Annotated in this window: 21 protein-coding genes; 7 read left to right on the top strand and 14 right to left on the bottom strand. The window is 39.0% G+C overall.

Going from position 1 to position 22278, the window contains the following annotated elements; all coding sequences use genetic code 11:
• Positions 1-10: 10 nt before the first annotated feature.
• From BM291_RS12565 to BM291_RS12555, 3 genes are all read right to left on the bottom strand, one after another.
• A complete protein-coding gene (locus BM291_RS12565) occupies positions 11-2635 on the bottom strand; it encodes a DNA gyrase/topoisomerase IV subunit A (RefSeq protein WP_092897911.1) in 2625 nt (874 codons plus the stop codon).
• Between the two features lie 102 nt (positions 2636-2737).
• Positions 2738-4639, bottom strand: coding sequence for a DNA topoisomerase IV subunit B (locus BM291_RS12560; protein WP_092897909.1), 1902 nt, complete (start codon positions 4637-4639; stop codon positions 2738-2740).
• A gap of 23 nt (positions 4640-4662) precedes the next feature.
• Positions 4663-5157 carry a DNA topoisomerase IV gene (locus BM291_RS12555; protein ID WP_092897907.1) on the bottom strand — a complete coding sequence of 165 codons (495 nt, stop codon included), beginning with the start codon at positions 5155-5157 and terminating at the stop codon, positions 4663-4665.
• Between the two features lie 115 nt (positions 5158-5272).
• Here BM291_RS12555 and BM291_RS12550 point away from each other — a divergent pair, with 115 nt between their 5' ends.
• Complete coding sequence (locus BM291_RS12550) at positions 5273-6505, top strand: sterol desaturase family protein (RefSeq protein WP_092897905.1); 1233 nt, start codon at positions 5273-5275, stop codon at positions 6503-6505.
• A gap of 2 nt (positions 6506-6507) precedes the next feature.
• Positions 6508-6894, top strand: a complete 387-nt coding sequence (locus tag BM291_RS12545) for a hypothetical protein (protein ID WP_092897903.1) — start codon at positions 6508-6510, stop codon at positions 6892-6894.
• On the opposite strand, the gene BM291_RS12540 is transcribed toward BM291_RS12545, so the two are convergent.
• Positions 6875-7807: an ROK family protein gene (locus tag BM291_RS12540; protein ID WP_092897901.1), complete on the bottom strand. Its 933-nt coding sequence runs from the start codon at positions 7805-7807 to the stop codon at positions 6875-6877. The genes BM291_RS12545 and BM291_RS12540 overlap by 20 nt on opposite strands.
• Before the next feature lie 46 nt (positions 7808-7853).
• Positions 7854-8342 (bottom strand): YkgJ family cysteine cluster protein, encoded by a 489-nt coding sequence (locus BM291_RS12535; RefSeq protein ID WP_092897954.1) that lies wholly within the window; start codon positions 8340-8342, stop codon positions 7854-7856.
• A gap of 110 nt (positions 8343-8452) precedes the next feature.
• On the opposite strand from BM291_RS12535, the gene BM291_RS12530 reads away from it, so the two are divergent.
• Positions 8453-8827, top strand: coding sequence for an arsenate reductase family protein (locus BM291_RS12530; protein ID WP_092897899.1), 375 nt, complete (start codon positions 8453-8455; stop codon positions 8825-8827).
• On the opposite strand, the gene BM291_RS12525 is transcribed toward BM291_RS12530, so the two are convergent.
• Positions 8805-9641 carry a CvfB family protein gene (locus BM291_RS12525; protein WP_092897897.1) on the bottom strand — a complete coding sequence of 279 codons (837 nt, stop codon included), beginning with the start codon at positions 9639-9641 and terminating at the stop codon, positions 8805-8807. The genes BM291_RS12530 and BM291_RS12525 overlap by 23 nt on opposite strands.
• Positions 9642-9931: 290 nt before the next feature.
• On the opposite strand from BM291_RS12525, the gene BM291_RS12520 reads away from it, so the two are divergent.
• Positions 9932-10822 carry a 3-hydroxybutyryl-CoA dehydrogenase gene (locus tag BM291_RS12520; RefSeq protein ID WP_092897895.1) on the top strand — a complete coding sequence of 297 codons (891 nt, stop codon included), beginning with the start codon at positions 9932-9934 and terminating at the stop codon, positions 10820-10822.
• A 6-nt stretch (positions 10823-10828) separates the two neighbouring features.
• Positions 10829-11446 carry a deoxynucleoside kinase gene (locus BM291_RS12515; protein WP_092897893.1) on the top strand — a complete coding sequence of 206 codons (618 nt, stop codon included), beginning with the start codon at positions 10829-10831 and terminating at the stop codon, positions 11444-11446.
• Positions 11447-11874: 428 nt separating this feature from the next.
• Here BM291_RS12515 and BM291_RS12510 read toward each other — a convergent pair whose 3' ends face one another.
• Entirely contained in the window at positions 11875-12522 is a 648-nt protein-coding gene (locus BM291_RS12510; RefSeq protein WP_092897891.1) for a DUF7255 family protein, read from the bottom strand.
• 410 nt (positions 12523-12932) lie between these two features.
• Between BM291_RS12510 and BM291_RS12505 the strand changes: the two genes are divergently transcribed.
• On the top strand, positions 12933-13268 hold the full coding sequence (locus BM291_RS12505; RefSeq protein WP_092897889.1) for an Hpt domain-containing protein: 336 nt from the start codon (positions 12933-12935) through the stop codon (positions 13266-13268).
• A 27-nt stretch (positions 13269-13295) separates the two neighbouring features.
• Positions 13296-15662 carry a S9 family peptidase gene (locus tag BM291_RS12500; RefSeq protein WP_092897887.1) on the top strand — a complete coding sequence of 789 codons (2367 nt, stop codon included), beginning with the start codon at positions 13296-13298 and terminating at the stop codon, positions 15660-15662.
• A gap of 147 nt (positions 15663-15809) precedes the next feature.
• Here BM291_RS12500 and BM291_RS12495 read toward each other — a convergent pair whose 3' ends face one another.
• From BM291_RS12495 to BM291_RS12465, 7 genes are all read right to left on the bottom strand, one after another.
• Positions 15810-16493 (bottom strand): SCO family protein, encoded by a 684-nt coding sequence (locus BM291_RS12495; protein ID WP_092897885.1) that lies wholly within the window; start codon positions 16491-16493, stop codon positions 15810-15812.
• Entirely contained in the window at positions 16486-17034 is a 549-nt protein-coding gene (locus tag BM291_RS12490) for a toxin-antitoxin system YwqK family antitoxin (RefSeq protein ID WP_217647315.1), read from the bottom strand. Before BM291_RS12490 ends, BM291_RS12495 begins: the two co-directional genes overlap by 8 nt.
• Before the next feature lie 40 nt (positions 17035-17074).
• Positions 17075-17887: a YHYH protein gene (locus tag BM291_RS12485; RefSeq protein WP_092897883.1), complete on the bottom strand. Its 813-nt coding sequence runs from the start codon at positions 17885-17887 to the stop codon at positions 17075-17077.
• Between the two features lie 39 nt (positions 17888-17926).
• Entirely contained in the window at positions 17927-18397 is a 471-nt protein-coding gene (locus BM291_RS12480) for a hypothetical protein (RefSeq protein ID WP_139229091.1), read from the bottom strand.
• Complete coding sequence (locus BM291_RS12475) at positions 18390-18668, bottom strand: hypothetical protein (protein WP_092897879.1); 279 nt, start codon at positions 18666-18668, stop codon at positions 18390-18392. Before BM291_RS12475 ends, BM291_RS12480 begins: the two co-directional genes overlap by 8 nt.
• A 2-nt stretch (positions 18669-18670) precedes the next feature.
• Positions 18671-19276: an RNA polymerase sigma factor gene (locus BM291_RS12470; protein WP_092897877.1), complete on the bottom strand. Its 606-nt coding sequence runs from the start codon at positions 19274-19276 to the stop codon at positions 18671-18673.
• Positions 19277-19482: 206 nt separating this feature from the next.
• Positions 19483-22032, bottom strand: a complete 2550-nt coding sequence (locus BM291_RS12465) for a DUF3857 domain-containing protein (protein WP_092897875.1) — start codon at positions 22030-22032, stop codon at positions 19483-19485.
• Between the last annotated feature and the right edge of the window lie 246 nt (positions 22033-22278).

Raw genomic sequence — 22278 nt, 5'->3', positions numbered from 1 at the left:
ATGAGGCTATTTAAAATAGCCCCAATTGTTCTTCATCATCTTTTTTTACTGATAAATCTATCGTAGATCCGATTTCGATATCATCATCAGATTCGGCTTCATTATCGTTTTCATCAGTCTCAGTATCTTTCTTTACATCCGGTTTTTTGGTTTCAATCAAGCTCAATTCTTTCACTTCATACGTGCTTAGCTTATTGCCCAAAGCCTTCCAACCTTTGATATCGATCAGCATATCCAAATCATACTCCATCACTTCTTCCTCTTTACCCTTGGCCAACGTGACCCTAGCTTGAGGTTGCTTTTCAGTAGAAACAAGCTTCAGGTATGAGTTTTTATGATCCGATATAAAATTGAAATTCTTATTTAAAGTGGTCGTTTCGATTTGGAAACGCTTTATATAATAGGTTTTACTAGCTCCATCAAAATAAATGGCTGACAGTACTTTATCAGGATTAAATTTCTCTATTAAAATAACATTGGCGACATCATATCGATTGGTCAATTCAAAAGTGGTCAGCTCGTAATCCCCGCTTTTGTAGCAAACCAAGATTCTATCATCACCCAGGAAATTGCCTATTAATTTCCCGCGCTCATCTGTATTTAATCGGCCAACAATCGGATCGTAATAAATATTTATTCCGCCCAAAGTGGAAACTCCCTCCATCTTCAATTGGATTTTTCGAATCGGGTATCTAGTAAGAATATTTCCTCCTGCTCCCCTTCCTTTTATCTCTATAGACGCAAAATCAAAATCAAAAACTTTTACACGAGCTTTTGCTCCCTGAGTCAGGTAAACGGTGATAATCTCTGCTTCACCATTAGGATTTGCTGTCAGGTAAAGGTGCTTACTCCCTTTGCTTCCTTTGGTAAGTAAGTATTCTTTATCTCTTGTAACAGCTAAAACCTGGAAGCGCTTCACCATCGCTCGACCACTTGCACCATCCAAGTAAATGTAATTATAGACCATTCGCTCATCGCCCTTTCGGAATACTGCCACATGCAAAATATCCTTACCCATGAAATTCTTCTCTTGGATTTTGGAAACCATACACACGCCATCTTTACGAATCACGATAATATCGTCGAGGTCAGAGCAATCACAAACAAACTCGTCCTTTTTGAGTCCATAACCCACAAAGCCGTCCGTCCGATTTACATATAACTTAGCATTACTAGCAGCTACTGTATTTGCTTGAATTGCATCAAAAGTCCGGATTTCAGTCTTCCGCTCACGTCCTTTACCATATTTGGTTAGAAGATTTTCGTAGTATGCGATCGCATAATCCGTCAAATGACGTAAGTGATGATTCACTTCCTTCAGCTCATCTTGCAGACGGTTCATCAATTCATCTGCCTTAAAGGCATCGAATTTGGAAATACGTTTGATCTTAATCTCAGTCAAACGAACCAAATCGTCTGTCGTGATTTCTCTATAAAAATCAGGTTTGTAAGGCTCTAATCCTGCATCAATAGCCTTCAAGACATCATCCCAAGTAGTACACTCTTCGATGTCACGGTAGATTCTATTCTCGATGAATATCTTTTCCAAGGAAGAGAAAAGTAATTTCTCCAACAACTCAGCTTTGCGGATTTCTAACTCACGCTTAAGAAGAGCTCTTGTTTGCTTGGTATTGTAATCGAGAATGTCATTTACGTTAAGGAAAACTGGAGTATCCTTGATAATCACACAGGCATTTGGTGAAATCGAAACCTCACAATCAGTGAAAGCATACAGCGCATCAATGGTGACATCCGGTGAAACTCCAGGTGCCAATTGAATCGCAATCTCTACATCTTTGGCCGTGTTATCGACTACTTTTTTGATCTTAATCTTGCCTTTTTCATTAGCTTTCAGGATAGAATCAATCAACGTATCCGTAGTCACTCCAAAAGGTATATCCTTAATTAAGAGGGTTTTACTATCATCTTCCTCAATTCTTGCCCGAACTTTTACTTTACCACCTCTAAGGCCTTCATTGTACTCAGAGAAATCAGCAAATCCACCTGTTATAAAATCAGGAAGTACGTTTGATCTGTTTCCTTTAAGTATCTCAATTGAAGCCAATATCAACTCACAAAAGTTGTGTGGAAGAATTTTGGTAGAAAGACCTACTGCAATTCCTTCTACACCCTGTGCAAGCAAAAGAGGGAATTTAACTGGTAGCGTTACCGGCTCTCTTTTTCTACCATCATAGGAAAGTTGCCATTCGGTAGTCTGCGCATTAAACAACACTTCTAGCGCAAACTTGGATAGTCTAGCCTCAATATATCTGGCAGCAGCAGCACGGTCACCCGTTCGCACATCACCCCAGTTACCTTGAGTTTCAATCAGGAGTTCCTTCTGACCAATATTTACTATAGCGTCACCAATAGAAGCATCTCCGTGTGGGTGAAACTGCATGGATTGACCGATGATGTTAGCGACTTTATTAAACCGACCATCATCCATTTCCTTCATCGCGTGCATGATCCTGCGCTGTACTGGTTTCAATCCATCCTCAATAGCAGGAACAGCTCGCTCTAGGATTACATAAGAAGCATAATCCAGAAACCACTCCTTGTACATGCCTGTCACTGGGACAGATGTGTGCAGGGATTCATCTCCGTTCTTAGGTAAGTTATTTTCGTCACTCATAGTGTATTCCAGTATCTGCGAAGTCTAACGACCAACGGCCATTTAAACCAATTAAATATTCTTAATCAATTGAAAATAAGGCATTTTCTTGCATTCGGAAAATTAAGCTGCCTCCGTCTCTTCGTCAACTTCCTCAGCCTTTTTAGGGTCTTCGAGCGCTAGATCCTTCTCTATTTTCAAGTTTTTGATAATAAACTGCTGCCGAGTCGGGGTATTCTTTCCCATGTAGAAAGTTAGCAAGTCGACGATCTTGGTTTCCTTATTCAGGATGATTGGTTCCAAACGGATATCTTCTCCTATAAATCCTCCAAATTCTTCTGGGGAAATCTCGCCAAGTCCCTTAAATCGAGTAATCTCTGGCTTGTTTCCAAGTTTGTGAATCGCGCGTTGACGCTCTTCGTCTGAATAGCAATAAATCGTTTCTTTCTTATTTCTCACTCGGAAAAGAGGCGTTTCGAGAATAAACAAGTGCCCATTCTTCACTAGATCAGGGAAAAACTGTAAGAAGTAAGTCATGATCAGCAAGCGAATGTGCATACCATCCACATCAGCATCTGTTGCAATCACTATTTTTCTATACCTCAGACTTTCTATTCCGTCTTCAATATTCAATGCATGCTGAAGAAGGTTGAACTCCTCATTTTCATACACCACTTTTTTGGTCATCCCAAAGCAGTTCAAAGGCTTTCCTCGAAGAGAAAATACTGCTTGAGTCTGTACATCACGCGATTTGGTGATAGAACCAGAAGCTGAATCCCCTTCCGTCAAAAACAACATGGTGTTATTCTTCACCTCTTCATTTGCCTTAGGATCATCGTAATGAACACGACAATCTCTCAGCTTCTTATTGTGAAGATTTGCTTTTTTTGCTCGGTCGTTGGCAAGCTTCTTAATGCCAGAGATTTCTTTTCTTTCACGCTCTGATTGAAGTATTCTCTTCAAAAGTGCATCTGCAACCGCTGGATTTTTATGCAAATAATTATCCAGATCGGTTTTTAAAAAGTCATTGATAAATGTACGGACAGTCGGTCCATCAGGTCCGATAGACTGCGATCCAAGTTTTGTTTTGGTTTGCGATTCAAATACCGGTTCCTGTACACGTATAGAAATTGCCGCAACCACACTTTGACGAATGTCAGAAGCATCGTAATCTTTCTTGAAAAACTCTCTAACGGTCTTAACAAGCGCTTCGCGGAAGGCTGCCAAATGCGTACCTCCTTGAGTAGTGTATTGCCCATTGACAAAGGAATAATACTCCTCTCCGTACTGATTGGAGTGAGTAAGCGCCATTTCGATATCATTCCCTTTCAAGTGAATAATTGGGTATCGCTGCGTTTCCTCGTCTATTTTATTGGAAAGAAGATCAAAAAGCCCTCTGTCTGAGAAAAATTTCTTCCCGTTGAAATTGATCGTAAGACCAGCATTCAGATAGGCGTAGTTCCAGATCTGATTTTCTAGGTATTCAGGTATGAAGTGATAATTCTTGAAAATCCCACCATCTGGCGTAAACACCATTTTGGTACCATTTCGATCAGATGATTTGGTTATCGGCGCATCATTTACAAGAATTCCCTTTTCAAACTCAGCAACTTTAGTCTCCCCATCTCTGTAGGCTTGTACTTTGAAAAAATCAGATAAAGCATTTACAGCTTTGGTACCCACACCGTTTAGACCTACAGATTTCTGAAAAGCTCCAGAATCGTATTTACCACCCGTATTAATCTTGGATACACAGTCGATCACTTTTCCTAGAGGAATACCACGACCATAATCACGAACTTCTACTTTGTGCTCGGAAATTTTGACTTCGATAGTACGACCATATCCCATCATGTGCTCATCAATGGAATTATCAAGCACCTCTTTTACAAGCACATAGATACCGTCATCTTGTGCACTACCATCGCCTAATTTACCTATATACATACCCGGTCTCAACCTGATATGCTCCCTCCAGTCGAGGGATTTTATACTGTCTTCTGTATATTTTACTTCTTCAGCCATATTCTATTTGATACTAATTATGCTCAAGATTTATTTTTCACCTGATTGAATTTACCTACGAGGATGGCAAACAAGCCCAATACCCATAGGACGAATAGCCCAGGGATAAGATAAAAGAAGAAATTGAACTGACTCGCAGCGATTACATCCTGATTATTAATCGCATGTGTGTAAAACACTAACATACCTAAACTCATATTCAGTATGCCTCCAAACGAATAGAACCAACCCAAATAGTAATCCCGATACTTGTCCCCAATAGGGAAAACTCGGATCAAACCTTTATGATTTTTAGTTTCTAGCAACTTTGGTGGAAGTAGAACAATCACGTTCATAATAATGAAAATGGCTATCATTCCATAGAAAAATGTGCCCTTGCTTAGCTTTTCGGGCGATAATCCATTTTCATTGAAATTGTAACTGACTTTCTCAGGCAATGCTGAATAGAAATACAGGAGAAAGAAAATGAAGAGAGCAACACTGAGGAAATAAAAGGCTTTTCCGAATCGGTAATACATAATGGAGGGGAATTGAATGCGCTAATATAAAGGATTTGGACAAACTGAATCCGACTTATCAATGATCCTTTTATCTTTATCTTTGACAAGTAGCTTCGCAAAAACACCCAAAATAATGAACCTCAGCCCAGTAGTGATCGCTATCCCGATGTATTTCATCTTGATGGCCATAGAAATGATTGCGCTTAGATTTCAAAAACATCCAGGATATAGACTTAACGATGCCATTACAAACATCAATTGTGGAGTGATCTCGCAAGTCACCGGAGTTTTCATCAAAGTGCTTTCCATCGGGATTTACACCTTGATTTATCAGCAACTCGCCTTCTTTCATATTCCAAACAATGTCTGGACATTTTTCCTCTTGTTCTTCCTTTATGACTTTTGCTACTATTGGGCACATCGAATGAGTCATGAGATCAATCTTTTCTGGGGCGGCCATGTCGTACATCATTCGAGCGAAGAGTACAATCTTTCTGTAGCGCTTCGCCAAAGTAGCACCCAGACCTTTTGGACCTTCTTCTTCTACTTCCCACTTGCATTGCTTGGTTTTGACCCTGTTCTGTTGGTATTGGTATCAGGCCTGAACTTGCTATATCAGTTTTGGATTCATACTGAGGCGATAGACAGAATGGGCTTTCTTGAGAAATTCATGAACACTCCTTCTCATCATCGTGTGCATCATGGACGCAATCCCAAATACATCGATAAAAACCATGCAGGCACATTCATCATCTTCGACAAGTGGTTTGGCACATTTCAGGTTGAAGAAGAAAAGCCAACCTACGGGATTACGACTCCTGTGAAAAGCTGGAATCCAGTCTGGGTGAACCTTGCGCATTATGCCAATATGAAAGAGGAATTGAAATTGATTCCTAACTGGTCGGATCGCATGAAATACCTATTCTACAAACCAGGATGGCTTCCTGATTCTCTTGGTGGCTATCGAGCTCCACAGGAAGTTGAACATGATTACCAGAAATTCGACTCCGTAGTTCCTACTTCGTTAAACTGGTACGTATTCACTCAATACATCTTTCTTCTCTTGCTGACAGGATTTTTCCTCTTCCAAGTAGATACATTCACTTGGCTACCCAAAGTTCTTGTAAGCACACTAATCATTTGGACAACGGTGAGTTTTTCTGGAGTCTTTGAAAAAAGAAACTGGTATTTACCCCAAGAAATAGCAAGAATTCTGGCTTTTGTGGCTGTTGTCTTTTTCTTAATTCAATCTCTCCTACCTTTGCCGATTCTAGCAGGAGTTTTAGGCGTGTATTGCTTAGGCTCTTTCTTTTGGTTGTGGAAAAATCAGCAGCTTAAATCCCAAATCCCTTCTATTTCCCTTTGATCATGAATAAAAGCTTTCTACTTCTTTCTGCCTTAGTTCTTTCCTTCGCATTTTCCTGCAGCTCCAAAAGAGATACGGGAAGCATGAATATTGAGAACTGGAAAGCTGATCATTATGGGTGCAAAGGCTTGCGTATGCAAGATTTGGAAGAACTGGAGCGTATTAAGCACAGCTTTTTAGGAATTGACAACCAAGCTTTGATTAAGACTTTTGGGCGTCCTGATCGAGTAGAATTGGTAGATAAAAGCCAAACCTTCTTTTTCTACTTCCTGGAACCTAGTAATGCGTGTGATGGAGTAGAAATAGAAAAAGAACCCCTAAGAGTTCTTTTTCGACTGAATGCTATAAGTAAAGTTTCTGAGGTAACGATTACAACCCAGAACCCATAAAACAAAGTGCCGCTGCTCCCAGCGTACCTGCGTTATTTTCAAGAGTAGCTTTTTTCAAAACTAAGTCCTTGCCATAATACTGTGTCAAATATTGTTTGATCGTGCGATCAAGTGTAGGCATCATAAATTCCAGCCCTGCTGAGATTCCACCGCCAAAATACACGTCAGTCACATCAAGAATTCTGATAGCAGATACAATCGCCTCTCCCAATATCCTTGCAACTTCTTCAAAAACCATTAGGGAAACTGGATTTCCAGCTTTAGCTGTATCCACCAAAAGATGTGTTCCTAATTCTGAACCTATTAACACGCCCGCCTTCTCAGGATAAGCATCAATAAGTCTAGACATGATATTCAAAATACCCTGTCTGCCTATAAGGGTCTCCAGTCTTGCAGCTCCTTTAGAAAGCATATGTCCCATTTCCATGGCATTGCCTCTGGATCCTTTGAATACTTGCCCGTCCAACACTAAAGCACTACCAATCCCGGTTCCCATAGTGATAAATAGGAAATTCTGAGAAGGATCATCCTTGCCAAAATAAAACTCACCTATAGCAGCTGCGGCAGCATCATTTTCTAAAGCAAATTCATATTTCGGATACCTTTCTTCTAGTTTACCTTTTAGATTAAACCCGTTCAAAGTTGGTATTGCTGGGATCTCTAGAGCAGTGGTTCTATCTTTTGAAATCATGCCAGGAAGGCCGATTCCAACATTTTTTACTTGGGGATATTTGGTGAGATACTTCTCCAAACCTGCAATAAAAGCAGTTCCAAATCCCTCAGGATGATCACGATAAGAAGTGGTATCCTCTTTCACAAAGTCTAAAATATTGCCTTCTCTATCTACAAGGCCAATTTTCAAGTGAGTTCCCCCCACATCCACTCCTAGGAAATGTGCTTCCTGATTTTGCATAATATTATTAATAGGTTTACGGTTTCAAAAAAGCAAAAGAATTGCATTACTTCCTATAATCCTTCCCAATCTGCTGGAAAATTTTGAAAACTGCAGGGCAAACGAGCGTATTTTTAAGCGAAAGCTCCAAAATACCATGCATTTTCTTGCGATTGGTATGTGGATACTCTCGACAAGCTTTAGGTCGATCTTCGTAAACCAGACATTTATTGTCTGCACCAAGAAAAGTACAGGGAGAGGAATTCAAGACAAAATCACCCTCCTCGTCCCGATGTAGATATTCATCAATGAAAGCACTGCTTTTCATGCGAAATGATTTCGCTAAGCGATCAATATCCGTGTTCAGAAAAATAGGACTAGTGGTTTTACAACAGTTCGCGCAGTCCAAACAGTCTATTTCTCGGAAAGCCTCTTCGTGCAATTCCTCGAACATTTCGTCCAATACTTTAGGCTTTACCTTCCTAAGTCTAGCCCGCAATTTCACATGAGAAGAATATTCTGATTTACTCTCTTTATTGAAATTTTCAAGGTCTATTTCCAATTTCTCTGAAAGTTAAATGATGTTTAAAAGTTATTTGTGAGAAATAATTCTTTTATAAGCTATAGATTTTCAGTATCTTAAGAAGCATATAAACCCTAGAAACTATGAAAACCCATCCTTCAGAATTGTACTTCTATCATTCTCCTACGCAGTTGGTGGACAGGCAAACATTAGCTTATGCTAAGTCAATTTCTCCCTTTGTCAATATAATTGACCTCAGCAAAGAAAAGCTAACACCTACACAGTGGAATACGCTTTTGCTAAAGTTAAATCTCAGAGCCAAGGATCTACTCAATCGTGCACATCCAGATTACCAACGATTCATTGCAGGCAAAAACTGGGATGACGAAAGCTGGTTGAACATCCTTATCAAATCACCTAATCTGATCAAGGCTCCCATAGCTAGTCTTCGTAGAAATGCCATTCTCTGCATCACTCCAACTGATATCTTGAAACTTAATTCGATGCGTTTAGTCTGATCCCATCCGGTTCGATTTGGATCATTCTGGCTTTATATAGTTGCCCAATGCATTGTTTGAAATGCTTCTTGCTCATATTCAATTGCTCCTGAATCTCTTCAGGAGTTGATTTATCGTGCAAAGGCAAAAACCCTTTAGCTTCTAAAATAGCAAGTATTTTTTCTGATCCCTCGTCGTACTTTATCCGGCCGGGTGGTAATAATTGCAAATCAAGTTTACCGTCTTCACGGTTCTTTTTCACATACACTTTTCTGATCTCACCAATCTCTAAAGGCTGAAAAACCTCATTTTTGAAAAGTAAGCCTTCGAATTCACTATCGATCAAAACCTTGAAGCCTAGCTCTGTTTCTTCGAAAATCATCCCTTCAAGCTCTTTGCCCTCCTCCCAATCAAAGGGAGCCAAACGCATGAAATCTCTATACTTATTGACTCCGATGAGCCTGTTCGTTTTAAAATCTACACAGATTTTGATCAGGTATTTCTGACCGACCTCCATGTTTTTACCCATTTCAGATTTTGGAACAAAAAGATCTTTAGGAAGTCCCCAATCCACGAATGCGCCGAAAGAAGTAACTTCTTTTGCTTCCAAAACAGCAAACTGATCTAGCAAAGCCAGAGGTTTTTGAGTTACGGCTACAGGACGATCTTCACTATCTGTGTATACAAACACCTCGATCTCGTCTCCTTCTTTTTCCTCGCCAAGAAGGTATCCTTTAGGAAGTAAAAGTTCTTCACCGGAACTAAGCGCCAAATAAGCACCGAAGTCTGTAAATCTATTGATGGGTAATTTTGAGATTAAACCAAGTTCTTTCATGTGTTTATAATTTGTTTTTTAGCGGTCACATGGAATCTCGCAAGGTTATAATCATCCCGGTGTGTGACGTTCTTTGTGATGCTCGATTTCATGTGTATGTAATTGCTCTTTTATGGTCTAAAGGTAGGCAATAATCGCAGTTTGAAACTGAACTTGTATGACAAACAATGTCAGCAATTGAAAGTTAAAAAATTGGATATACTATCAGTCAGGAGTAGCTTTGAGTCATTCAACTGGCTAAATCCATTGAAAATGACCCAAATTATAACTTTAAATTTTATCACCACATTATGAAAAACATCTCCGTCATTGGTTCTGGAACTATGGGAAATGGCATTGCGCATGTTTTTGCGCAGCATAGCTATAACGTCAGCCTGATCGATATTAAGCAGGAATTTTTGGACAAGGCATTAGCCACAATTACAAAAAATCTGGATAGACAAGTAGGAAAAGGATTGATTTCAGAAGATGAGAAAAATGCTGCACTCGTGAGAATACAAACTTTCACTGACCTGGAAGCTGGTGTCAAATCCGCCGACTTGGTAGTAGAAGCTGCTACCGAGAATATGGATCTCAAGCTTGAAATATTTAGAAAAATAGATCAATTCAGCCCTGAATCTGCAATCCTAGCAAGTAATACCTCCTCCATTTCTATAACAAAAATAGCCGCCGCGACCAAGAGACCGGAGCAAGTCATCGGTATGCACTTCATGAATCCTGTTCCGGTGATGAAGCTTGTGGAAGTAATTCGTGGTTATGCCACTTCTGATGAAGTAACGGCTAAAATCATGGACTTAGCCAGCAAGCTTTCCAAAGACCCAGTGGAAGTGAATGATTACCCTGGATTTGTGGCAAATAGAATTCTAATGCCGATGATTAACGAAGCGATTTATTCTCTTTTTGAAGGAGTGGCTGGAGTGCATGAGATTGACACTGTAATGAAGCTAGGAATGGCACATCCTATGGGCCCACTTCAACTAGCAGATTTCATCGGATTAGATGTTTGTCTTTCCATCCTGAGAGTTCTTCATGATGGCTTCGGCAATCCAAAATATGCTCCTTGCCCATTGCTTGTTAATATGGTAGAAGCTGGCTTCAAAGGAGTAAAAACCGGTGAAGGATTTTACAAATACACTGCTGGAAGCAAAGACTCTATCGTTTCTCCACGATTCAGTAAATAATCAACTATGCACATCGCTGTATCTGGAAATATAGGTAGTGGGAAAACCACATTAACCGAAAAACTAGCCAAACACTATGGCTGGAAGGCTGAATTCGAAGCTGTAGACAACAACCCATATCTTGCTGATTTCTATGAGGATATGAAGCGTTGGTCTTTTCATCTTCAAGTTTATTTTCTCAACTCCCGCTTCAATCAAATTAGGACTATTCAGGAAAGTAAAACACCTACTATTCAGGATAGGACTATCTATGAAGATGCTTATATTTTTGCAGCTAATCTTTACAAAAGTCAGCTTCTAACTGAGCGCGATTACGAAAATTACCAAAGTCTTTTCACTAGCATGGTTGCACATGTGAAAGCTCCAGACCTGTTAATTTACTTGAAAGCTGATATTCCCAAACTCGTAGGCCAGATAGAAAAGCGTGGCAGAAGTTATGAGACGACCATGCGGATTGATTACCTAAAGAATCTCAATACGCATTACGAGGAATGGATCGCTGGCTATACTGAGGGAAAATTATTGATTATAGATGTTAACAACCTGGATTTTGTAGAAAATCCCGATGATTTCTCTTTCGTGGTGGAAAAAGTCGAGCGGGAGATATTTGGATTGTTTTCTTAAGCTAGGTTAAGGGTTTTTAACCTCAAAGAACAAAAGGCATAAATCTTTTGAAGCTAGACCATTGACCTATGACGTAAGATTATTGGGTATGTTTTCTATGTGACTATGTGGTAAAATAAAATGGACCACATAGCATCATAGATATTCATAGCTTAGAAAATGGCAAAGTATCACCTAGAGCAGATCCCGTAACTTTGTTTTCTTTGTGACTTTTGTTGTAGAATTTTTTGAACCACAAAAGTCACAAAGGCCATAAAGTTTTCATAGTCTTAATAATGGCATATGATCTACATGTAAGTTGCCTACCTATTTTGTTCTCTTTATGTCTTTTATGGCAGAGGTTTTTTTCACCGCAAAAGTTACGAAGGGCATAAAGCTTTCAGGTTTTACAGCGCATTAACTGTTCTACGTCGTCAACTGCAAAAGTTTTACCCTTGGTATTTTCGATTAAACCAATTTAACAGCATAGCTCGCTGTTCCTCTTTTGGATTGATAAGCAATTGATCTAGTCGCTTCAAGGAACCACCAGTCATAAGCGTTTCGAATGGTGTGATTCGGAAAAGTTTATATCCATGAATCCTGGTCTGGAGATCAAATTGAGCATCATTGTATGCAGTAAGTTTCCATCCACTTGCACCATTTCCTGAGAAATCTCCTGGCTCGCTTGCCTCTCCAAAACAATGCTTCGCGATAGGTACTCCATTCCAAATTCTTTGTTGCAAACCAACCTTCAGACATTCCTTCTCATAACTTCTAGACAAACGCTTTTGAGTTTCTGAAAATGGAAAATTTAATTCAGAGTAAAGACTTGATCTAAAAGTAATTAAACGGTACCTATTAAAGTGTAATTCTTCGTCATAGACGAATAAATTTCGGCCGATTTTGAAGTCAAATTTAAGCTTTTCCAACAATGGGAATTCACCAATTCCACCTAAATTATCGTAGATTTCAGAAAGCCAATTCTGACCTTTTTTATCCAAATACTTAGGTTCTAATTCTAATTCAAAATCTCGCTCAAAATCCACTTCTCCCTCACGTAAAATAAGGTCAAGTTGGCGAGTCATTAAGTTATCCATTGAGTTGGTTTTAGCTCAGTAAGGCTACCGAGAAAGTGTAATCCATTAGGTGTACAAGAGTTGGCGAAGGCTACTTTTCACCTTTCTCCAATTCATCTCCTATTCGCTGTTCCAGATTTCCCTTGGAACCCGGGAAGGTAGTTCTCCGTGAAATGTCATATCCGATCCAGCACATGATCAGCATAAATATCACGAACAGAATCAAAAATATCTTTTTATTCCTTGGCATTTTGTAATTGACTTTAGACTAGATACAGTGCAAAATTAGCCAATCATGGGTTATTTAGGATAAATGTTGAGGAATTATTGAAAGACATTAGTTTTAAATTATACTTTTTCAAAAATGTGTCTAATTTTATGAAGAAGGATTAAATCATTTTTTTACAGCTTAGACCCTTTATCCCCCAGTTATGTATCAACTTATAAGTGAACAATCGATTTATCATTATTTTGGCGAAGACGAGCCAGAGATGATTAGAGAGATGGTTCAGATTATTCTAGAAACGAACATCCAAGATTTAAAGGAACTGAATGATTTTTATGAACAAAAGGATTTTAATACTATCAAAAAACGCTGCCATAAAGCGAAGCCTACTATGATCTATATAGGAGCTCAAAAAACCCGTAAAATTTTGGAAGAAATTGAGAAAAGCCTAGATGATTATCAGGAACTAAACGAAAATCTTCAAGCGCAACTTATCCAAATTGAAACTGAGCTACATCAGTTCCTTGAAGCAATTAATTGATTACAGAATAAACAAACCCATACGAATATGCAGCGAAAACTACTGTTTCTGCCTTTGCTATGCATTGCCTTTTTGCAAGCTCAGGCACAGTCAACTTTAAGTGTTGATTACATCATGCGAGATCCAGTCTGGATGGGAACTTTCCCTTCCAATGCATCCTGGAGCGATGATTCCCAAACCATTTACTTCAGATATAACCAAGATAAAGACCCTGCTGATTCCTTATACAAATTGGGTTTGTCAAGCAAAGGAGAATTCTCTAAAGTGAGCTGGAAAGAAATGAAAGCCAATGAGCGTGATGGGCAGGAATTCAATACTGATAGATCTTTACGAGTGTATCAGATGGATAAAAAACTGATGCTTGAGAATATGTCTTCACGCACTTCAGAAATGCTGATTGAATGGCCAGAGAACTTTAATAACCCTAAGTTCATGGCAAATGAGCAAGAAATTGCATTCACTTCTAAAGGCAATATTTATATCTGGAATAGAGCAAATAAGTCTGTAAGAAAGGCAACCAATATCTCCACTGAGTCAAAACCTAAAGATAAATCTAAAGGTGATGATAAAGTAGAATGGTTAGAATCAGAGAATCTAGAGCTTCTTGCTGTGGTTCGTGAGCGTAAGGAAAACGCTAAGATGCGTAAAGATTACAGAGAGGCTTTCAATCAGTCTGAAAAAGAAGAATTCGTCTATTATACAGAGGGAAAATCGCCAGGTAGTCTACAACTGTCTCCAGATGGTAAATTTGCCTCCTTTTCTATCTTCACCTCAGCTTCCAATAAAAACACCAAAGTACCAGACTATGTAGATGCTTCTGGTTACACAGTAGATCTCAATACACGCTCGAAAGTAGGAAACGCTCCTACCAAGGTAGAAATTGGAATTTATGACTTGCAACGGGACACCGTCTATTTCCTAAATGCAGCAGACCTACCTGGTATCAAGGATTTGCCTGATTACGTCACCGATTATCCTGATAAAACCTGGGAAGAGAAAGACCGAGACGTAATGTTTTCAGGTCTTTACTTTTCTCCTGATGGAAAAAGTGCGATTGTCAATATTGGCTCAGCAGATAACAAAGACCGTTGGATAGCATCCGTAGATTTGCAGACAGGTAAATTGACGACTCTTGATCGTCAAAGAGACGAAGCATGGATCTCAGGCCCAGGAATTGGCAGATCTTTCTATGCTGGAACTTTAGGCTGGCTTCCTGATAACAAACACATTTACTTCCAATCTGAAGAATCAGGTTATTCGCATCTCTATTTGCTAGATGTGACTACTGGTAAAAAGAAAGCACTTACTTCAGGTGAGTATGAGGTATTTGATCCATTCCTTTCTAAGGATAAAAAATCATGGTACTTAACTACTTCTGAAGTAGATCCAGGGGAGCGCCACTTCTATAAGATGCCTGTACTAGGTGGAAAAATGGATAAGCTTACTACCATGACAGGAAACAATGAAGTTTCCCTTTCTCCTGATGAGAAAAAGCTGGCAATCATTTACTCTTATAGTAATGTCCCTGCCGAACTTTACATACAAGACAATAAGGTTGGTGCAAAAGCTGAAAAACTGACTTCTGGTCAGAGCGACGAGTTTAAAGCTTACAACTGGAGAGATCCTCAACTCGTACGTTTTACTGCAGAAGATGGAGCTCAAGTTCCTGCTAGATTATATAAACCAGATCCAGCGAAAAGCAATGGTGCAGCAGTAGTTTTCGTACATGGAGCAGGTTACCTACAAAACGTCCACAAATGGTGGAGTAGCTACTTTAGGGAATACATGTTCCACAATCTATTGACGGATTTGGGATACACCGTATTAGATATTGACTACCGTGGTTCTGCTGGATACGGTCGTGACTGGAGAACAGGAATTTATCGTCATATGGGCGGAAAAGATCTTTCTGATCAAGTAGATGGAGTAAATTTCCTAGTTGCTAATCATGGAGTAGATCCTAAGCGAGTTGGTTTGTATGGTGGTAGTTACGGTGGATTCATCACGCTGATGGCGCTATTCAATGCTCCTGATACGTTCAAATCCGGTGCTGCTCTTCGCTCAGTTACGGATTGGGCACATTATAATCACGGATACACTGCCAACATTTTGAACACTCCTGAAGAAGATCCGATTGCATACCGTCGTTCCTCTCCTATTTACTTTGCCGAAGGTCTGAAAGGAAACTTGCTCATGGCACATGGTATGGTCGATGTGAATGTACACTTCCAGGATGTAGTAAGACTTTCACAGCGTTTTATCGAACTAGGAAAAGACAATTGGGAAATGGCGATCTATCCTGTAGAAGATCACGGATTCGTAGAGCCTAGTTCTTGGACAGATGAGTACAAGAGAATTCTCAAACTCTTCAACGAAACACTAATTGAGGATTAGATATCAATTTCAATAATACAAAATGGCTGGTCATACGATCAGCCATTTTTTTTTGGTAGCAAGAATTTTAATAATTCTATTTATGTCAGGTTTAAAATTGGTCAAGGTAAACCACAGCCAATGGTGTGGGCTTTGAAGATCTCCATTTCAAATCGAACTCTCCAGGGTCTTAATATCTGCAATCAACTGACTTACAGAAGTCTTATTTAGTCCATTGTAGATTCCTCGGATATGGCGATTCGTATCGATCAGGATGAAATTCTCTGTATGCAGAAATTCGTCAGGTTTCTTTAGCAAGCCTAGATCCTCCTCTACGAAATATTGATTTCTGGCCATTTCATAGATCTGATCTCTATCGCCTGTGAGCAGATGCCATTTTCCAGCTTCCACTCCATGTTCCTTAGCATATTCATTTAGTACCGAAACATCATCAAAATCCGGAGTCACCGAATGCGAGAGCAACTGAACTTGATTGTCGTCTTTAAATGCCTCCTGAACAAGAGACATATTTCCCGTCATTTTTGGACAGATCCCTGGACAAGTCGTAAAGAAGAAATCGACTACATAAATCTTCCCTTCCATGTCCTTATCGGAGATCGTTTCTCCCTGTTGGTTTTGAAAGCTAAACTCAGGAATCCGATGATAATTTTCTGGCAAATCTGCCGCACTTGAATACCATTCAGGGGTGAACGTAGCTTCTTGATAATACGGGAGTTGATCTTTATCAATGCTGGTTTCAGCTGTTGATTCGGAAACAGAACTGGTGTTAACAGATTTTTCCGAACAAGTGATTGTAAGTAGCACTAAGAATATATAAGTAAGTCTAGTCATTTCTAATCACTGTTTCATCATCTAATTCGAAGCATAAGTTTGATCGTTTCAGACCATAAATTCGTCCATTTTTGGCTTCGTAATTCACATATATTTTACCGTTTTCTCTCCAGGCACGCTGCATTCCCTCCTCTTTTCCATCGGATATATTCATTTCTTTAAACTTCGCGCCAGAACTGTACCACTGCTGCTGAAGCCCATCAGATCTTCCATTTAGAAAATTACCTGAGGAGCGAATGTTGCCATTGCTCCACCAGGATTTAACCGGACCATTTAATTTGTTGCTGCTATAATTTGCTTCGAAAGCAATACTTCCATCTTCAAACCATTTCTGAAATTTTCCATTCTTTTTTCCAGCCTGATACTCTGTTCTTTCTGCAAGTTGACCAGTAGCATAATAGCTCAGACTAGCTCCAGTAAATGGAGACACTCCTCGGTACATCATCCCCACGTCGGGATGAAGAGTAAGACTTTTCTCGTTGATCTCCACTGGTGACAGCGCACCGACTCCGTGATCCAAAGAATTGCCATTACTCTCCATTTCCCTGGGAGGGATAAGCAACAATAAGAATAGATATAGATTAATGAATGGCATTTGGAGAACCTTGATAATTGCCTGGGAACAAGATGTAATACTTGCTTAAGTACAGTTCATTTTGGATATGGTAGTGATACTCTTCTTTTTCCGTATTGTATTTTGTAGTAGAAGTATGGCCACCAGAAACATCCAAATCCACAGGATATGCGCCTAAGGAGGTACATTTTCTACCATACAGAAAGAATCCATCAGAAATAATCCCGATCAAATTATCATCGTCATCTGAAAAGGTAACTGGCTCCAAATGATAGTGATAACTCTGTGGTCCTGTGTGTGCGCCGTTGTAATCGAGTGATCCAACTGCTCCAGCTAAGGGGATATTTGGTCCTTCTTCATCATTGTAGATCACAGATCCGCTGACGGCTATACCAATAGCTCCCAAACCCGTAGCTGAACTGGAGGATGCCTTCGTAGGTATTGCTGCAACACGTAGTGTGTATGAACCATTGAAATTATCAATATTTCCAGGCGCCATTTGCTCGTAAGTAGTAACAGTAGGTTCTACGAACAGTGGGTGGTTGGTCGAAGCTGCTGGAGTAGAAATACCATCCATTGACCTTGCAGTTGTGTTTGACCAATAAGGCGAAGTGTGATTCGGAAGACCGTTGGTTTCGATTACCACTTCATTTCCATCTAATATAATGGTGGTATTGGTAGCATCGAAAATGGCAAAAGCTGCCGGCAATTCTGTCAATGTCTCACCTGGCTCTAAATCCTCGTCATCATCGTTAGAACAGGAAATCCAAGTGACTGCAAGAAGCAGTAGGGGTAAAAAACTGAATTTGATTAATCGCATTGCTATAGTTGTTTTGTTTTAACTATAGACGCGGATTGGTTATCTATCCCTCGGAGGAAGGCTATTTATTTTTTGATCGTTTACTATCACTCGCAAGACATCCTCAATAATCTCTTCAAAATGAGCCAATTGATCTTTGGAGCAAATTGATTTTACGTCTTCAAAATGCTGGTAGGTCACAGAAATCTTCTCGCCTTCGAGTTCTTCTATTTGTTCCAATATCTCAGCTTGACCCGTTGCATCTGCCTTATCTAAAAATTCAAAGTAGTTTTTCATCAACCTCTTTTGCTTTGCCTCTACATCAGCAACAGACCTACTATGATCCTTGGCAAGTTCGAAATACTCTGCCTTTTGATTAGAATCCAAATCCAACTTTTTACTGATTACTTCCATCAGACCATTTTGGCGTGGAGGTGGCATCTTGGGACCGCGAAGCATCATGAAAATCAACACTCCATTGATCAAGATCATGACGATTAAGCCTATTTTATAAATATTCTTATTATTCATTTCCATAAATATTAAAGTCCGTAACTAAGGCTGGATAAGCATCATCTGAAGCAACTGAAGTAGATTCTTGCTCATAATTCATGATAAAGAATAAGTTACCTATCACTACTGCAGAAATGGATGCAGCCACAGCTAACCATCTCATTGGACTGAGTTGCTTCTGTTTTTGCGCTTTGATTTGCTGCTCGATTTTATGAAAGGCACCAGCAGGAACATCGGCACGATCCGCTCCCTTCATACTCGACAAGATATCGTCTTTCCAGTTTTCCATAATTATTGAGACGTATTTTTAGATGAATTCCCTCGCTCGGGAAAATGTTTTTCTAAACTTATTTTCAGATTAGCCTTTGCTCGCTGCAAAAGCGACTCTACTGCCTTGCGTGTAGTTTGCAAAATATCTGCAACCTCTTGCTGCGAAAGGTCTTCGATTTGGGTGAGAATAAAGACCGTTTTCTGCTTTTCTGAAAGTTCGTCAATCACACTAAAAAGTACCTTGGCATCTTCTTTATTTTCCATTTTCACACCAGGGTGAACGAAGTCCACTGACTCGTATTTGATCTCAGCAGAGTCACGCTTATACAGCGAGGCAAATATCCCAAATCGCTTGCTGCTGTTTTTTTTCCTCAAAAAATCTAAAGATTTGTTCACCGAAATACGGTAAATCCAAGTGCTCACCGTGGAATCTGAACGAAAGGACTGAGCTGTATTGAACACGGTCACAAAGACATCCTGAAGCAATTCCTCTGCATCTTCAGCATTCTTGGTATAACTGATCAGTGTATTGTAAACTTTGGGAGAATAATGGTCATACAGCATTTTGAAGGCCAATTCATTGCCCTCCGCTATTTGCCGTATCAACAGATTATCTTCTCTCGTCATTCTTTTTGGTCAATCTTAAAAAGCTCAAAGCTATTGAAAGCTTTCATGAATAGTCAACTAATATGTAACCAAAATACCATTAATCAATGGAAGTCCTAGTTCCGCATTCATGACAAGACAGAGTTGTTGGAAAATGTGCCGCCCTTCACTTGGATCTTAGAATTTAAAGAAATCCCATAGCAAACCTTGAATGATTCTCTAAGCTTTTACTCAGAATAGTTCTTTTGAGAAGCATCCTCCTCTGTGATGCGATCAGCTATTACCAAATCAACTTTATTTGAAATATAGGTTCTGGTGAATGTAGACTTGACTCTTTCAGACTTAATGAAGTAAGGAATCCAAATGAAAAGCCCCAAAACACTGCGGATAATATCTTTTGCGGAAGAGTCCAATTCCAACTCTGGGAAATATTGATCTCCTACATATGCTTCTAAGATCAAGGATACAAAATTGATGCTAATCAATAGGATAAATAATTGCGGTGCACCGGTACGTAACTTGAAAAAGAAAATCGCTGTTAGGATGGCGAAGCAAAACAAAAATATCAGAAATACGAAAGTCACTCCATAATACACTTTGAATCCAGCCCCATAAACACCAATATTAGTCCATACAGCACTATTGAAATACTCACCATCAATGAGACTAAAAATAATGGTGACAGGTACAGCTATTAAGGATATAGCGGGTAATACCAGCCAGCCTCCAATCCCTTTATAAAAACTGATATCCTGCGGAGCAGGGTTAAAACCTTCATAAAGCTTCTTCCCAAAATAGAATGAAATAGCCAGAACCAAAACACATATGAAGACTGACAGAAAACTCAACGATCTCCCAGCACCAGCTGGATTATAGGTCAAATAGAAATTAAGATTATCTAGCGCTAGATTTTTCTTATCCAGTAAGTTAGAGACTTCAGACCCAGGAATACTAGCTTTTATCAGTTCGTATTTATGGCTTATATCGATTACATTTCCTTCTCCCTTTATTTCATTTTCATAAGTAAAAGCCCCTCCATCTATTTTATTATGATAGGACTGTACAGGCCAGTACTCTGGCATTACGATTTTGGTGGTGAGCAAAAACACTTCTGGATTACCAAGGAAATAATCCATTTCTCGGCTGGCTGTTTGAGGAAAATTAAGTTTAGTCTGCAAATCCAGCGGATATACCTCGCCTATTAACTGGCTATCATCATCTGCCTTTTGCCAAAAATTTTTAATATCATAGTTTTCTACAGTAGTTACTATATTAGAAATATTTCGATCAGAATCTGAATATTCTATTGCAGCACTTGCCTCAATGTCAGGATATACACCCGAGTAAAAATTCAAATAATTTTTAGAGATTTCATCGATAGTACTATTCGCAAAACTAGATCGAATTTCATCTGCCTTTTTCCCACGATATTCTGTCTTGATTTTCATGGAAGCACTGCCTTCCAAATCTTTTACAATAATCAATTCTTCAACTTTCTGACTAGACTTAATAGGTTCCGAAAAAGAAATCAATTCTGAATTCCCTGCTTTCAAAACTAATCCTCTACTATAATCAGGGAAATATATACCCGTCAAATTACCTCCTTGATCAGAGATGGTTGGATCAACATAATAATCTTTATCCTTCCATTTATAGGTTACCACACAATGGTCAAATGCATTCGCGTTGGCCGTAAAAGCATCAATATTATTTTTCCATTCAGTATTTACCAAGACTGGATAAGCCTCAAGTCCTTCGCTTCGAAGTAGTGCAACAAGTAGCAATGACTTATCCTTACAGTCACCGTATTTTTGTTTAAATACTTTTTGGGGAGAATTTGGCAGATAAGCACTCATACCCGACTCTAATCCTAAATACCGAATATCATCCTGAACGTATCGAATTATGTCCGTGATTCTGGCATTATTTTGATTTTTTTCAGGTAGTTGCTTTTTTATTACGTCTAGTCCCTCTTCCGAATATTTATATAATGGCAGAGCCCAATCAACTACTGATTTCCAATCTGAAAAGGTTGAAATCGAAGTCATAGGATACATTGCAGACCAATAAGGCACATTGTTATCAAAGCTCATAGCTTGTAATCCATCATGATCCCACTGGTAAATATCCAAACCACTTTGAGTCAATTTAGACGGTTTGAAAAGATTTCCATTCGTATGAATACCTAAAGGCTGACCTTGTGATAAAAGTACTCGGTAATGGAATTTCTCGACTTTTGCATAGAATTGATGGTATAAAAATCCCGAGTACTGCTTGCCATAAACCGGATTGAAACCTTTCAATGAATAACTATAATCAATAATATCATTTTTCTGAACATCACTCAGATGTAGTAATGCATTGAGTGCCCCATCATAAATGTATCTGTCCGCACTTGACTCCTTTTGGATGAGTTTAAAATCATCAGAATTCAACTTGTTTATTTTCTTTCCATCCCGATAAATACTCACCTCATGTACTTCCAATTTTTGGAAAGAAGGATCGTATTCAATCTGCACATCAGAATATTCTTGAATACCATCAACAGACAAAACCTGCACACTATACCTGTGAAATGACTCCCGTTCTTGTATGTTTATCTGTTTTTCAAAAAGTAGGTATCGAAATCCTTCGCCAATCTGAGTTTCCCTTTTCTTATTCAAATCAAGATTTGGAGTTTCTACCCACTGAGGAATTGGCGAAATCTTAATCTTCTGTGCATGTACTGAGCTAGTTACTACACATAGTAACATTCCCACTAATAGAATTCTGAGCATATATCGAACTGAAACTAATATTTACTTGGAAATATATTAATTTATTCGACTCCACTACCATATCCTTAACTGATCTTTTAAAACCTAGTGTATAGACTCAGTTAAGAATATGATTCTTAGAGAATTAATTTGCATGGAAAATATTTAGAGAATCAAATAAATACAGACATTTTTTCCAGTCCAATTGTATTCCCACTTACTAAATCCACTAAAGAAATATTAATTTCTATATTAGCGCCATCAAAT

It is taken from the genome of Algoriphagus aquimarinus (assembly GCF_900112005.1).
GTDB lineage: Bacteria > Bacteroidota > Bacteroidia > Cytophagales > Cyclobacteriaceae > Algoriphagus > Algoriphagus aquimarinus.
This window is presented reverse-complemented; position numbering and strand designations above follow the sequence as displayed.

Coding starts and splice junctions, on each gene's coding strand:
- BM291_RS12480 (WP_139229091.1), bottom strand. CDS start 18,397: ATGAATAATAAGAATATTTATAAAATAGGCTTAATCGTCATGATCTTG.
- BM291_RS12555 (WP_092897907.1), bottom strand. CDS start 5,157: ATGTATTACCGATTCGGAAAAGCCTTTTATTTCCTCAGTGTTGCTCTC.
- BM291_RS12520 (WP_092897895.1), top strand. CDS start 9,932: ATGAAAAACATCTCCGTCATTGGTTCTGGAACTATGGGAAATGGCATT.
- BM291_RS12515 (WP_092897893.1), top strand. CDS start 10,829: ATGCACATCGCTGTATCTGGAAATATAGGTAGTGGGAAAACCACATTA.
- BM291_RS12545 (WP_092897903.1), top strand. CDS start 6,508: ATGAATAAAAGCTTTCTACTTCTTTCTGCCTTAGTTCTTTCCTTCGCA.
- BM291_RS12470 (WP_092897877.1), bottom strand. CDS start 19,276: ATGACGAGAGAAGATAATCTGTTGATACGGCAAATAGCGGAGGGCAAT.
- BM291_RS12510 (WP_092897891.1), bottom strand. CDS start 12,522: ATGGATAACTTAATGACTCGCCAACTTGACCTTATTTTACGTGAGGGA.
- BM291_RS12565 (WP_092897911.1), bottom strand. CDS start 2,635: ATGAGTGACGAAAATAACTTACCTAAGAACGGAGATGAATCCCTGCAC.
- BM291_RS12475 (WP_092897879.1), bottom strand. CDS start 18,668: ATGGAAAACTGGAAAGACGATATCTTGTCGAGTATGAAGGGAGCGGAT.
- BM291_RS12490 (WP_217647315.1), bottom strand. CDS start 17,034: ATGGAGAGTAATGGCAATTCTTTGGATCACGGAGTCGGTGCGCTGTCA.
- BM291_RS12550 (WP_092897905.1), top strand. CDS start 5,273: ATGAACCTCAGCCCAGTAGTGATCGCTATCCCGATGTATTTCATCTTG.
- BM291_RS12505 (WP_092897889.1), top strand. CDS start 12,933: ATGTATCAACTTATAAGTGAACAATCGATTTATCATTATTTTGGCGAA.
- BM291_RS12465 (WP_092897875.1), bottom strand. CDS start 22,032: ATGCTCAGAATTCTATTAGTGGGAATGTTACTATGTGTAGTAACTAGC.
- BM291_RS12530 (WP_092897899.1), top strand. CDS start 8,453: ATGAAAACCCATCCTTCAGAATTGTACTTCTATCATTCTCCTACGCAG.
- BM291_RS12560 (WP_092897909.1), bottom strand. CDS start 4,639: ATGGCTGAAGAAGTAAAATATACAGAAGACAGTATAAAATCCCTCGAC.
- BM291_RS12485 (WP_092897883.1), bottom strand. CDS start 17,887: ATGCGATTAATCAAATTCAGTTTTTTACCCCTACTGCTTCTTGCAGTC.
- BM291_RS12540 (WP_092897901.1), bottom strand. CDS start 7,807: ATGCAAAATCAGGAAGCACATTTCCTAGGAGTGGATGTGGGGGGAACT.
- BM291_RS12495 (WP_092897885.1), bottom strand. CDS start 16,493: ATGACTAGACTTACTTATATATTCTTAGTGCTACTTACAATCACTTGT.
- BM291_RS12525 (WP_092897897.1), bottom strand. CDS start 9,641: ATGAAAGAACTTGGTTTAATCTCAAAATTACCCATCAATAGATTTACA.
- BM291_RS12500 (WP_092897887.1), top strand. CDS start 13,296: ATGCAGCGAAAACTACTGTTTCTGCCTTTGCTATGCATTGCCTTTTTG.